Consider the following 13159-nt stretch of genomic DNA (forward strand, 5'->3'; position numbering starts at 1 on the left):
GCCCTCCCCCGCAAGCGGGAGAGGGAGCGCACCTTCTACGCGGCTCGTCCGCCCCCTACTTCTTCTTCTGACCGATCTCCGGCTGCCACGCCCCCTCCTTGCGGCTCGGCGCCGCGGCGGTCACCTTGACCTTGTCCTTCTTCGGCTTCTTGGTTTCGCGATTGCTGCGTTGCTGTCCCTTGGCCATGTCGCTCTCCTTCGATGGTGGTTCGAATTCGCTGAGGTCGTCCGGTTGCAGCATCCGTCCGCGCGGGCCGGCAGACGCGCACGTGCATGTTGCCGTCGCGCAGAAGCACACCAAAAATACGCCTGCACCACGGCAATAGCGAGCACTAAAGCGGTGCGCGCTTCGCCGCACGCGCCGTGCTGGCAATAGCGCTGGCTATTGCAGCGCCAGAGGCGCATGGTCGCGACCGCTGGCGTCGGTTGGGGCCGCTCTCGCAAGGCAAGGCAGGCGTTCATGACCATCCGTTCGCGGCGCGAAACCAATCCGCATCCACGCCCTGGCGAGGCGCAACACATCGATGCGAGTGTCGCCCAAGACTGTCCATGCCATGACTGACCATACCGTCGATCTCGACAAGCACCGCGGCATGGCCGCCCAGAAGGCGACCGATCTTCGCCGCGCGCTGGCCGAGGTCGAGACCAATCTCAAGGAGCTGCGCGAGCGCGAGACCGCGCTCGAGAACCAGCTGCTCACCGTGCCCGCGGCATCGTGGCCGGAGGCAGCCGCGAAGGCGCGCTATCTGCTCAACATCTACGCTGCGAGCCTGCCCTCCGAAGACTCCAGGCACCGCGCGCTGGTCGCCGCCCTGTTCGACGATTTCGCCAGGCTCACCGGGGACAATTGAGGCGGTCGGTTCACCTCTCCCGCTTGCGGGAGAGGTCGGCGCGCCCGGGCGATGCAAAGCATCGTCCCGCGCGCCGGGTGAGGGCTCTCTCCTCTGGGGGAGCGTCGATTGTGGAGACACCCCCACCCCGACCCTCCCCCGCGAGCGGGCTAGCTTGGGCACAGATCTCTTGCACAGAATGAATCGCCTGTGATTCTGTGTAGGCCGTCGTGATTCTGGCAGCGGAGCGATGGCGGAGATGGATATCGGCTATTTCGGCGACGAGCGTCTTAAAAAAATGGCGCTCTGTTGCTTGCGCGTGTCTGCGAGCGACAGACGGTTTGTCTGCGCAAACTTGGCGAGGATCGCGCCGAGAAGGTCAAATTTCGGCGCTTTTTGATGAATGAGCGGGTCACGGTCGACAAGATGGTGATCCGCGCGCGAGCGCGTCTGCGTGAGATTGCGGCCGGCCGGCACGTCCTGGCGATCCAGGATACCAGCGAGATCAACTATGAGGCCAAGCGAGGGCGCAAGCGCGATCTCGGCCGGGTGGGCAATGGCCGTGACGTCGGCCTGTTCGTGCATCCCGTTCTGACGGTTGATGCAGAAACAGGTCACTGTCTGGGCCTGGCCGACGTGCAGGTCTGGCGCCGCTTTAAAACCAAGGCCGCCGACTATCGCAGCAGCCGATTGAGGAAAAGGAATCCTATCGATGGGTGAAGGGCCGCGGCGGCCAAATGGGGCCTGACCAAGGCGAGCATGATCACAGTGATCGACGATCGCGAAGGAGACATTTATGAGAAGTGGGCTCGCCTGCCGGATCGTCGCACGCATCTGTTGAGCCGCGCGTGCCGGGATCGTGCAACAACAGGCGACCGCGCTCTGTTTGCGACCATGGCGGCACTGCCCGAGCAACATCGCTTGGCGATCGATCTGCCGGCGCGGGCAGGCAAGCGCCAGGCTCGTCAAGCGCAGTTGGCGGTGCGGTTCGGAACGGTCGTCGTCTGTCGGCCAGCATCCTGCTCCGATCCCCACGCGCCGCCAAATTGAACTCTCCGCGGTCGAAGTCCGAGATTGATCCGCCGAGCGGCGAGGAACCTGTCCTGTGGCGTTTGCTGACCACCCATGATGTCGAAACTGTCGAACAGGCTGTCACGGTGATCGGCTGGTACCGCAGCGCTGGCATGTCGAACAATTGTTCAGGACCGTGAAGCGCCAAGGCCTTGATCTCGAGGCGAGCGTTCTTGCCGAAGGCGCGGCGCTGGAAAAGCTCGCCGTTATCGCTCTCATCGCCGCGTGCCAAACCATGCAACTCGTGCTCGCGCGCGCCTCGCTCGACGATAGCCAACCTGCCTCGCACGTCTTTGACGATCGCGAAATGCAGGTTCTATCGGCCTTGCAGGAACGTTTGCGGGGCCGCACCGCCAAACAGCAAAATCCCCATATACCAAGCAGCCTTGCTTGGGCCGGCTGGACCATCGCCCGCCTCGGTGGCTGGACCGGTTACGAGAGCGACAAATCCAACGGCCCAATCACAATGCGCGACGGGCTCGAACGCTTCCGAGCCATCGCCCAAGGCTTCTTCCTCGCCAAAAATGTGTGCCCAAGCTAGCCCACAAGGGGAGAGGGAGAGCACCGATCGCAAGTCAGGAGTACACACATGACCCTCACCAGCGGCCGCTTCGTCGGCCACGAACAGGACCGCGGCATCGTCCAGTTCTCGATGCAGGACGGCGCGCGGGAGGTTGCCTGCGCGATCTCGACCTCCGCCATGGACGATCTCGAACGCGGCCCGCGCGCGCGGCCGAGCGAGCGCGAAGAACAGTTCATGCGCCTGCGCGAGCGCATCGAAGCCTGCGCGGGACGCAAATATCAGGCAACGGAGTTCGAGGGCACCCCGCCGGGGATCGTGCTGCGGAGCATCGATTTTCGGGGGTAGGGGGCGGACTTACGAGGCGAGAACATTTTATTATCGAGGCCGCAGCCGGGGGCGAGTTCCAGGGCCGGCCAGCCTAATGTCGGCCTACCGCCGAATCTCCGTCGACGGCTCCATTACCCCCGCTCCAGAAGCGCAAAACACCATCTGCCGCGGCTCTGTCCTCTGCGTCTTACGCAGGCAGCGATAGAGCTTCAGGACGCAGGAGATGTTCTCCGAGATCTCGTTGCCAGTGCTCCACGGTGGGCCCCCGGTGATGCTACCGGGACGGCTGAAGTTGACGGTACGAAAGTGAATATCTCACGACTTGGGCTTTGACACATCCAGAATGAATATGTCGATCCTTGCGCGTTCAGTGGGAGATAGCCCAGCAACTAGCATCTGTCGAAGCTCGCTGCTTGATTTGGGCGCCGCCAAACCCGCCGGATGTTTGCGCAAGTTCTTTTTTCCAACGCGTCCAAACCAAAGGACAAGGTAGATGCCACGATCGTCTGCACGCCAATCGCGCGAGTATTTCTCTATTAGCTGAACACTCGCTGCGTTCCAGACGTTGCGGTGCCACTGTCCCTTTATTTCGACGGGTACGCCATAATCCAAGTATGTAGCTACGATGTCCGCACGAGTCGCATCAGGCATAGTCACTTCTGGGAGGAAGTTAATCTCAACTGTTACTTTATCGCGCAATTGATCCAGCAATCGGTTTCGGCAGGTATTCTCGTCTTTTGGTGTCTCGCCGCTCCAGTAAGCTTCCCAAGCCTGAGTATCGCCAGTTCGAATGTAATTTTGGACCGTTTCGAGCCGATCCAAGAGAACGGCCTTCAGATCATCAATGTTGGCGGGAAGTCTGCCCGCTAGGGTGTTCTTTATCTCGCTGAAGCTCGGCACGTGAAGGTCGCTGTCACGTCTCAAACGCAGCTGTTGTGCGCGCGCGTGCTTGATGTCGTCACCATACGAAGAGGCGATACCAGACAATGAGAGGCGATTAAGAATATCTGAGGCGTTCTCAGTAGGGTCGGAGCCTATCGCGCGAACGTTGGCGCGAATAAAGCTTGATGCATCCCATGGGTTGTTGCTTCCATTTGTGCTGGATGGACGGGCAACGAACGGCCACGCGGTCCCAAAGTATTGAATGATTGCTTCGCGCTGGTCGACCGTCAGATAACTCTGAGTATCTTCCTCGTGTCGACTGCGTTCCTGTAAGTCTTGCACGAGCCATAGATAAGACTTGTCCGTTCGAAATTGGTCCGTCCAAATCTCCTTGGTGCCGTCAAAATCCACTAAGAACGATACGCAGATCCAAAGCTTCCGACAGCTTACATCATGACTGTCTCTCTCAGAAATGTGTTGGCGCGCAAGAGTGCGAAGATCAAGTTGCTTTCCACGTGCGAGAGCCATTCGAACCAGAGAGGTCTGAACATTAGTGCTGGCGGATCGATAATCACTGAGCCAACTTAAGCTTAGGCTACCAGCAAGCAAATTGAAGCGGCCTTCCTGGGCGATTCGATAAAGGCCTGGCACATGCTGATGCCCTGCTCGGATATGAGGCTCAACTACGGAGCGCAAGAATTCCTCTTTAGAAGATTCCGAGGTAAAGACCTTCAATTCGAGCGAGTCTTGAATATCTTGGCCGATTTGCTTCGGATCGAACGCGGCGGAATCCCACAGTGACGCCAGCGCGGCGCTTGCGATTGAGGAAGAAATCGTCGCCAAGGGGTGGTCAGCGCGAGCAACTTCACAAATCCCGCAAGCAAGCACTAACTCAACATTTTTATATTTTCCCTCGACATGAGTTTCGGAGATTTGCTGAGCGCTTGGCATGTCCTTTCGTGCGAGGGCTTTGACAAAGCCAAGAGTTGCGGCTTCCGTCAGTTCGCTTCCGAGCCAGATACGTACTCGTTCTTGAGGCGTGTTGCCTCTATCAAGGTCATGATACATTCCGAGGTAGGCTCTCGCAATTTGAACGAGCGAGCCGATATCCTCGCCTGCCCTGATCGCTGCAATGTGTGGAAGATATTCAATACGGTGATCAGCAAACCGATTCGCACGTTCCTCTTCTTGGCGAAACCTTCGTGCCTCTTCTTCCTTCCTCCAGTTATGCTTTGGAGGCGCAGTGATCTCTTTCCAGAGTTGAGCCAATCTAGAATGGCGTTCAATGCCGAGATTCGCCGCGGCGCTGACGTCCGGAGGAAATCCGTCAGAGTATTGTTGGCTTCGCAGTAGGTCACTCCAAAGTGTAATGTCGTTGTCCGATAGATCGTCCTTCAAGTTTAGTTCTGTGAGCATTTCGGCGGCATCACTAACGGAAATTGCCAGGGCGCGGTTTGCCAAGGGGAGGTCATGCACGATTTTCATCAAAGGCCCCTCCTTGCCATCGGCAGAATAGATTACGTGCTTTTGTATTTGCCGGCGCAGGACGGGGTTTTGGGTCAACCATTCTTGGACTGGGCGTTTGCGATCAGATATGTATCCGCTCTCGGTTTCCATTAGTTTGAGCCACGACCACGCACGCTCTGGAGTTGGAAGTTGGTCGCATTGAATTGCTTTCTCGAGGAGCTGATTGATAGCGCTGGTCAGTTCAAATCTTGCGCGCCAGTTCTTGGATTTGAAGCGATCTGACATTTCATCGAGGATCGATCCTGACAAGGCGGAGGAAATTGCTCGAGTGATTCCATAAGTCATCCCTGAAACGTAGGGATCGTCGGCTGTGTCATCGTGCTCTTCGTCGCGTCGCTCATAGTCGAGTATGGCTTCAGTTATTTGCTCCGCAGAGAATCCAGCCGCGCTGGATGAAGCAATGACTTCGAGCGTCAATCGGCCGTCGCCTGTCTCTCCGCGATCGTGGAGTTTCTCAGCTAGGGAGACCCAGTCGACCTTGGAGCCACTCTCAGCAAGCGCGGCGACTGCGCTGCTTCTTTCGGCGTACACTGCTTGCGGATTTTCGACGATTGATTGTAGTTCAATTGCGATCGCGTTGGTGAGTTCTGAGTTCCGAAGAGCCTCTAATACGAGCATTGATAAATGAACGTGCCGTTCTGGATCCGTGATGATTGCGACGACCTCATCTTTGAGCTCAAGTCGAGCTAGGCCGGAAATTGCACGGCGTCCCCAATCCTCGCTGCGAAAGTACGGATCCTCGTCAGCCAATGACGCCAACGACTGTAGCAAAAGGCGCGCTTGACCGACCGAGAGACGGTCGGTGTCGCCGTACCTAAGTACTCCGTAAGGGTCTACTTTGATGCAACGCGAAGCAAAGCGAGGAGAAAAGTGGGCGACCCACGCGTGCAAGCCTCTGAAAGGGGTGGGAACGCCCCCGTTAAAAGTGAGAGCCTGGAATACGCGTCTTTCAGATAGGCCATCTGAAAGACGCTTAGATAGCCATCGGGCTCCGACAAATTCGGCGATGACTCGATGATACGGCGTATAAAGATTTTCATCTGGGCTCTGAAACAGTCGCGTCTTAATCGCGTCGCGCACCGCAGGAGCGCTCGGAATATCGTCAAGTTCTGCTACTTGGGCGTATCCTTCCGGAAGTTCATTCCAGTGCCGATCCGAAACCCCTAGTGAGCCCGATAGAAGGATGTGTGTGAAGATTGCCCCAGCTGAGTCTAGTAGCGCCTCTGGGTTTGATCGAGCAGCTTTCGATCTATAGTGGGCGGGGTTGCGCTCTGAAGTGAGTAGTTTCGATGCGCTTTCAAAGAGGTCAGCTCGTCCCTCTGGGAGTCCCTGTCCGGCAGCGACAATCTCTGCAACTAAGGTCAACGTCAGCGGATTGACGTAAAACTCTCCAAGATCTTGTCTCTCCAAATGATCGAGCACTTCATGCGGGGAGATTGTTTCGCTGTAGGAGCTGAGGAAGCCCGCTGCATCCTCAATGGTGAAGGGCTGTAGATGAAGAGTGACAGGGTCGACGCCGTAGTCTTGGCTTATTTTATAGCGATCGGTCGATCCCAGCCAGTCTGCGGAACGGCACGAAAGAATGAAGTTCGGATTGTGGAGCTCCGAAAGCTTTCGCAAAACCTCGTCGATTGCTGAGAAGCCGAATGATGATGTGATTTCATCTAGGCCGTCTATGACGAGTTTGCTCTCCGGTGCAACCGGGAGTGCAGGGGAACTCTGCATCCGATAAAATGTGCCGGCCGCAATGCGTCTAAAGCCAAATCTGGTTTCGAGTGCTTTTGTTAGTCTGGTTTTTCCCAGACCTGGATCACCCAGGATGACAATGGGCGCATTAATCGAGGGGATGTCGGCTTCGGTGACCACCGCTTCATTGTCTTGTCCGCGATCTCGGATCAGCGTTCTGGGTATGTAGAGGTCTACCATCTCTGCTCAAGCCGATTCGTCCGATACTCGCAAAAGTAGCGGCGTTCTCGATTGAAGCAACTAATCGGCCATGTCGCGTCCCAAAAACAAAAACGGCCGGATCTTCCGATCCGGCCGCAACGCAAAACTCGACTTGGCTAAGCCTACGCCATGCGACGCAACCTAGCCCCCGCCCGATTGCAAAATTCGCTTAGCTGGCCTTCTTCTCCGGCGCAGGCGTCGGGCCGACCTTCTTCTGGATGGCGCGCTTCAGCTCGAGGGCGCGCGGCGACAGATTGTCGGCCTTGGCCTTGATCAGGAAAGCGTCGAGACCGCCATTGTGGTCGACGCTCTTGACCGCATTGGTCGAGACGCGCAGGCGCACGTTGCGCTCCAGGGCTTCGCTGATGAACGTCACGTTGACGAGGTTCGGCAGGAAGCGGCGCTTGGTCTTGATGTTGGAGTGGCTGACCTTGTGGCCGACGAGGGGGCCCTTGGCCGTCAGTTCGCAGCGGCGAGACATGTCACAAATCCTTTAGGCTGAGCCCCCAACGAGTTGCGGCCGCCATTCGGGGCGCCACGGGGGCAAATTCTCTGTCCTTGCAGGGAGCGGCGGACGTATAGGGGGAAGGGGCGGGACGTCAAGGTTTTGGGGCGGGGATTCATGCCTCACGAGAGGTGCGCCCCCTCCCCCGCGCGCGGGGAGGGTGGGGAGAGGGCTCTCTCCGCGGAGGGGCAGTTCTTGTCACGGTTGGTGTCCCCCAGAGGAGAAAGCCCTCACCCGCGCTTTGCGCGACCTCTCCCGCAAGCGGGAGAGGTGTCGGAGCCCGGGGCCCGGGGCACGGGCCAATCACCAAAACGGCAATGTTTAAAACGCCTTACCATCACATAAAGGGCGTATTCGCCGCCGAAAGAGTCCGGTGAGTTCCCGGCCTCATGCGGCCGGGATGCATTGCTTGCGGCCGTAACAGGCTTAAGTAACAACCACTCGCTTTCCGATTGGATCGTCTCGTGCACACGTCCACCCTCTCTCCGCCCCGGCTGCGGTCGGCCGGCAGGCTGGCTTTGGCTGCTTTCGGCGGGCTGGTTCTGGCGTGGGCGGCGGAGCCCGCGGCGGCGCAGGGCAAGCTCGAGGCGCAGTATGAGGCGTCGCTGGCGGGCATTCCCGTGGGCAAGGGCGCCTGGCACATCGACATCCAGGACGATGTGTTTTCGGCCGCGGCCTCCGGCGGCACCTCCGGCATCCTGAAATCGATCGCGAACGGCTCCGGCACCGGCGCTTCGCAGGGCCGCATCGTCAACGGCGCGCTGGTCGCGACCGCCTACCAGGCCTCCACCACCACCTCGAAAAAGACAGAAGAGATCCACATCACGCTGGACAAGGGCAATGTGAAGGAGTTCGGCATCATTCCGGAGCCGCCGGTCGATGCCGACCGCATCGTGGTGACGGACGCGCATCGCCGCGGCGTGTTCGATCCGATGACGGCCTCGCTGGTGCGGGTATCAGGCACCGGCGATCCCGTGTCGCCGGAAGCCTGCCATGGCAGCGCGCCGGTGTTCGACGGCCGCATGCGCTACGAGCTCAAGCTCGATTTCAAGCGCATGGAGACCGTGAAGGCGGAGAAGGGCTATCACGGCCCCGTCGTGGTCTGTTCGCTCTATTTCGTCCCCGTCGCCGGCTACATCCCCGATCGCCCCGTGATCAAATACCTCGCCGCCCAGCGCAACATCGAGATCGCGCTCGCGCCCGTTGCCGGCACGCGGGTTTTGGTCCCGTTCTGGCTGAAAGTGCCGACGCCGCTCGGGCCGGCGATGCTGGAAGCGACCAGCTTCATCACCACCGCCCAGCCGCCAAGGGTCGCCAAGACGCAGTAGGCGGCGTTGCTGCGGCCGCCCTAGTGATATCAACGACTTACCTACTGTGCATGGGGTTGTTTTCGCGACATGGGCTGAAAGGGCCTCCCACCCGGGAATCCATTTGACTCCTCCCCGATTCTGATTCGACTCCGCGCCGTCCCCAACTTAACCAAATCCGTCACCATATCGTCGCTTGTGCGACAGCCCAAAACTCCATCTAGTGCGATGGAAATAACAGTCCCACGACACCTTGCGTGAACGGAACGGGACTCAGGGGAGAGTCAGCGATTCGGCCGCGATTCGTTCTGGAGTCGTTCCGAAGCTTAAGGGCACAGGGAAAAGCGTCGCAAAGTGAGACAGTTGCGCCAGGTTTGGGGAAGCTCTGCCGTCTCCCTCCACACCACCCGCCCCAAACAGCACTGACATTCGCCCCATCAGCCACTACCTAATCAATTGGACATGGCCTTTTCCTCCTCCCCCTTCGCTTCCGAGCGCGCCGCCGGCGCGGGCGTCACTGCGGTGCTCGGGCCGACCAACACCGGCAAGACCCATCTCGCCATCGAGCGGATGCTCGCGCATCCCTCCGGCATGATCGGCCTGCCGCTGCGGCTGCTCGCGCGCGAGGTCTATAACAAGATCGTCGCCCGCGTGGGCGCAGACAGCGTCGCGCTGATCACCGGCGAGGAGAAGATCAAGCCGAAGAACCCGCGTTTTTGGGTGTCGACGGTCGAGGCGATGCCGCGCGATCTCGACGTCTCCTTCCTCGCCGTCGACGAGGTCCAGATCGCCTCTGATCTGGAACGCGGCCACGTCTTCACCGACCGCATCCTCAACCGCCGCGGCCGCGACGAGACGCTGCTCTTGGGTGCCGCCACCATGCGCCCGATCATCGAGCGGCTGCTGCCCGGCGTCTCCATGATCACCCGTCCCAGGCTGTCGCAGCTCGAATTCGCCGGCGACCGCAAGATCACGCGCCAGCCGCGCCGCACCGCCATCGTCGCCTTTTCGGCGGATGAAGTGTACGCCATCGCCGAGCTGATCCGCCGCCAGCATGGCGGCGCCGCCGTGGTGCTGGGCTCGCTGTCGCCGCGCACACGGAACGCACAGGTCGAGATGTTCCAGAACGGCGATGTCGATTACCTCGTCGCCACCGACGCGGTCGGCATGGGCCTCAATCTCGACGTCGACCACGTCGCCTTCGCCTCCGACCGCAAATTCGATGGCTACCAGTTCCGCCGCCTGACGCCGTCCGAATTCGGGCAAATCGCCGGCCGCGCCGGCCGCGCCACGCGCAACGGCACGTTCGGCACCACGGGCCGCTGCGGGCCGTTCGAGCCGGAGCTGGTGAATGCGCTCCAGAATCACATTTTCGATCCCGTGAAGATGCTGCAATGGCGCAATTCGAAGCTGGATTTCTCTTCCCTCGGCGCGCTGCAGGTGTCGCTGAACCTGTCCCCCGGCCATGAGACCCTGACCCGGGCGCCCATTGCCGAAGACATGCGCGTGCTCGACCACGCCGCCCGCGACGTCGAGGTGCGCGATGTCGCACATGGCAAGGCGGCGGTGGAACGGCTCTGGGAGGCCTGCCAGGTCCCGGACTACCGAAAGCTGTCGCCGGCCGCCCATGCCGAGCTCGTCACCACGCTGTACGGCTTCCTGATGCAGAAGGGATGCATCCCCGATTCCTGGTTTGCCGCCCAGATCGACCAGGCCGACCGCGTCGACGGCGACATCGACACGCTGTCGGCGCGAATCGCGCAGATCCGCACCTGGACCTTCGTCGCCAACCGCCCGGACTGGCTGAAAGACCCCGAACGCTGGCAGGGGATCGCCCGCGAAGTCGAAAATAAATTATCGGATGCGCTCCATGAACGCTTGACTGAGCGTTTCGTTGATCGCCGGACCAGTGTATTGATGCGCCGCCTGCGGGAGAACACGAGCTTGAATACGGAAATCGGCAAGACCGGCGAAGTCATCGTCGAAGGCCATGTCATCGGCCGCCTCGATGGCTTCACCTTTGCACCGGATGCGGCGGAAGCCGGCTCGGATGCGAAAGCCTTGCAGGCTGCCGCGCAAGCGGTGCTCGCCGGCGAGATCAACACGCGCGCCGAAAGACTCGGCAACGCGCCGGACGAGCAGTTCGTACTGACGTCCGACGGCACGATCCGCTGGACCGGCGATGCGGTGGCGCGACTGACTGCCGCAGAGGAGGCGCTGCATCCGCGCATCCGCATCATCTCGGACGAGCGGCTGACCGGCGCGCCGCGCGAGAAAGTGCAGGCGCGGCTCGACCTCTGGCTCAAGACGCATATCGAAAAGCTGCTCGGGCCGATGTTCGAGCTGTCCAAGGCCGAGGACGTCACCGGCATTGCCCGCGGCATCGCCTATCAGCTCGTCGAGGCGCTCGGCGTGCTGGAACGGCCGAAGATCGCCAACGAGCTGAAGGATCTCGACCAGCCCTCGCGCGCCGTATTGCGCAAATACGGCGTCCGCTTCGGCGCCTATCACATCTATTTCCCCGGTATTCTGAAGCCCGCCGCGCGTGCGCTGGCAGCACTGCTGTGGGCGCTGAAGCAGGACAATGTCGATCTCTCGGCACTGTCGGGCGCGCAGCATCTGGCCTCTTCGGGCCGCACCTCGTTTCCGGTCGACAAGATCCTGCCGCGCGATGCCTATCGCGTGCTCGGCTACAAGCAGGCCGGCGAGCGCGCCGTGCGCGTCGACATTCTGGAGCGTCTGGCCGATCTGATCCGGCCGGCGCTGGCCTGGCGCGAAAACGCGCCCGGCGAAAAGCCCGCCGGCGCGTTTGATGGCCGCGGTTTTGTGGTGACGCAGTCGATGACGTCGCTCACGGGTTCCGCCGGCGAAGACTTTGCCTCCGTGTTGCGCGCCCTCGGCTATCGCATGGAGAAGCGTGCGCCGCTGCCGCCCAAGCCGGTGGTGGCCGCCGCGGAGACGCCGGCGGCTGAGGCTTCGGCCGAGACGACTGCGACTGAAACCCCGGTCGATGAGGCCGCAGCACAAGCGGACACCGCGATCGAAGCCGCCGCTGAGCCCGTCACCGTCGAAGACGCCCCCGGCATGGAGCAGCACGACGAGCCCGCTCACGAGGAGCCGGCGCTCGAAGCCTCGCCTGAAGCGCCTGTTACGCCCGAAGATGCCCCAGGCATTGCGCCGCCGGCCGAAGAGGTTGCGGCACCTGTCGAGGCCGCCGCTGAAGCCGCTCCCGCCGAGACCGCCGCAACGGAAGCCGCCGCATCGGCTGATGCCGCTGCACCTGTTGAAGCGGCCGCGTCCGCCGAGCCCGAGCTCATCGAAGTCTGGCGTCCCGGCGGCCGTCACGAGGATCGCAAGCCGCGCCACGAGCGTCATCGCCATCAGCGTCACAACAATCAGGCGCGCCCGCAGGCCGGTGCAGAGGCGGGTGCTGCACCCGCGGAGGGCGAAGCGGCCCAGGCCGCCGACGGCGAGAAGCGCGGGGAGCGCCATCGTCATGGCGGGCATCGCAGGGATTCTGGCAGGGACGGGGCTAAGGATTTCCGTAAACCGCGCGAAGGTGGTGCCGAGGGCGCGCCGCGTCCCGAGGGGCGCGACGACAAGAACCGCCGCTTCGAAGGCAAGGATCGTGATAAGGATCGCGACAACAAAGGGCGCGATCACAACAAGGGCAAATTCGGCGGCGATCGCGATAAGGGCCGCGACAATCGTGGCCGCGACCGCGACAAGGGCCGCGACCGCCAGGGCGGTCCGTCGCTGCGTCCCTATGCCTCGAGCGCGAACCCGCGCGAGCGCGATCGGCCCATTGATCCGAACTCGCCCTTCGCCAAGCTAGCCGCGCTGAAGGAGCAACTCGCCGGCCGTAAGGAGTGATCCACGACCGAGCGGCAGCGCATCGACAAATGGCTGTGGCACGCGCGGGTGGTGAAGGCGCGCACCTCCGCGGCCGAGCTCGTCGAGTCCGGTCATGTCCGCATCAACGGCGTTCGTGAAAAGTCGCCCGGACATGCGATCAAGATCGGCGATGTGCTCACGGTGGCGCTTGATCGCACCGTGCGCGTGTTGAAAGTGATTGATTTCAATGAGCGCCGCGGCGATGCAGCCTCGGCGCGCGTGCTCTATGAGGAGCTCAGTGAACGCAAAGCGTAATTAACTGCGCTTTGAGTTCATTTCTTGCTCGATCGAACACATAAAGCCGTCATGATCGGGGCTTCCCGACCTTGCAGCGCCGGGCCATCCG

11 protein-coding genes are annotated in these 13159 nt (G+C 61.1%); 8 read left to right on the forward strand and 3 right to left on the reverse strand.

Going from position 1 to position 13159, the window contains the following annotated elements:
• Nucleotides 1-55 precede the first annotated feature (55 nt).
• A complete protein-coding gene (locus JJE66_RS38440) occupies nucleotides 56-187 on the reverse strand; it encodes a hypothetical protein (protein WP_283818455.1) in 132 nt (43 codons plus the stop codon).
• A gap of 367 nt (nucleotides 188-554) precedes the next feature.
• Between JJE66_RS38440 and JJE66_RS12405 the strand changes: the two genes are divergently transcribed.
• The 5 genes from JJE66_RS12405 (at nucleotide 555) to JJE66_RS12425 (ending at nucleotide 2769) form a co-directional block, all read left to right on the forward strand.
• A complete protein-coding gene (locus JJE66_RS12405) occupies nucleotides 555-851 on the forward strand; it encodes a hypothetical protein (protein ID WP_200514545.1) in 297 nt (98 codons plus the stop codon).
• 288 nt (nucleotides 852-1139) lie between these two features.
• Nucleotides 1140-1550, forward strand: coding sequence for a hypothetical protein (locus tag JJE66_RS12410; protein ID WP_200514546.1), 411 nt, complete (start codon nucleotides 1140-1142; stop codon nucleotides 1548-1550).
• A gap of 48 nt (nucleotides 1551-1598) precedes the next feature.
• Nucleotides 1599-1880, forward strand: a complete 282-nt coding sequence (locus JJE66_RS12415; RefSeq protein WP_200514547.1) for a hypothetical protein — start codon at nucleotides 1599-1601, stop codon at nucleotides 1878-1880.
• A gap of 157 nt (nucleotides 1881-2037) precedes the next feature.
• Nucleotides 2038-2442: a hypothetical protein gene (locus tag JJE66_RS12420; protein ID WP_200514548.1), complete on the forward strand. Its 405-nt coding sequence runs from the start codon at nucleotides 2038-2040 to the stop codon at nucleotides 2440-2442.
• A 48-nt stretch (nucleotides 2443-2490) separates the two neighbouring features.
• On the forward strand, nucleotides 2491-2769 hold the full coding sequence (locus JJE66_RS12425; protein WP_200514549.1) for a DUF1488 domain-containing protein: 279 nt from the start codon (nucleotides 2491-2493) through the stop codon (nucleotides 2767-2769).
• A gap of 297 nt (nucleotides 2770-3066) precedes the next feature.
• Here the strand turns inward: JJE66_RS12425 and JJE66_RS12430 are convergent, their stop codons facing one another.
• Nucleotides 3067-7086: an NACHT domain-containing NTPase gene (locus JJE66_RS12430; RefSeq protein ID WP_200514550.1), complete on the reverse strand. Its 4020-nt coding sequence runs from the start codon at nucleotides 7084-7086 to the stop codon at nucleotides 3067-3069.
• A 190-nt stretch (nucleotides 7087-7276) separates the two neighbouring features.
• The gene (gene rpmB, locus JJE66_RS12435) at nucleotides 7277-7588 is read right to left on the reverse strand and encodes a 50S ribosomal protein L28 (RefSeq protein WP_200514551.1); all 312 of its coding nucleotides are present in this window, start codon (nucleotides 7586-7588) and stop codon (nucleotides 7277-7279) included.
• Between the two features lie 542 nt (nucleotides 7589-8130).
• On the opposite strand from rpmB, the gene JJE66_RS12440 reads away from it, so the two are divergent.
• The 3 genes from JJE66_RS12440 (at nucleotide 8131) to JJE66_RS12450 (ending at nucleotide 13068) form a co-directional block, all read left to right on the forward strand.
• Nucleotides 8131-8940, forward strand: a complete 810-nt coding sequence (locus tag JJE66_RS12440; RefSeq protein WP_200515339.1) for a DUF3108 domain-containing protein — start codon at nucleotides 8131-8133, stop codon at nucleotides 8938-8940.
• 441 nt (nucleotides 8941-9381) lie between these two features.
• Complete coding sequence (locus JJE66_RS12445; RefSeq protein WP_200514552.1) at nucleotides 9382-12792, forward strand: helicase-related protein; 3411 nt, start codon at nucleotides 9382-9384, stop codon at nucleotides 12790-12792.
• 21 nt (nucleotides 12793-12813) lie between these two features.
• Nucleotides 12814-13068, forward strand: coding sequence for an RNA-binding S4 domain-containing protein (locus JJE66_RS12450; protein WP_200515340.1), 255 nt, complete (start codon nucleotides 12814-12816; stop codon nucleotides 13066-13068).
• The last annotated feature ends 91 nt before the right edge of the window (nucleotides 13069-13159 follow it).

Source organism: Bradyrhizobium diazoefficiens, from assembly GCF_016612535.1.
Taxonomy (GTDB): domain Bacteria; phylum Pseudomonadota; class Alphaproteobacteria; order Rhizobiales; family Xanthobacteraceae; genus Bradyrhizobium; species Bradyrhizobium diazoefficiens_C.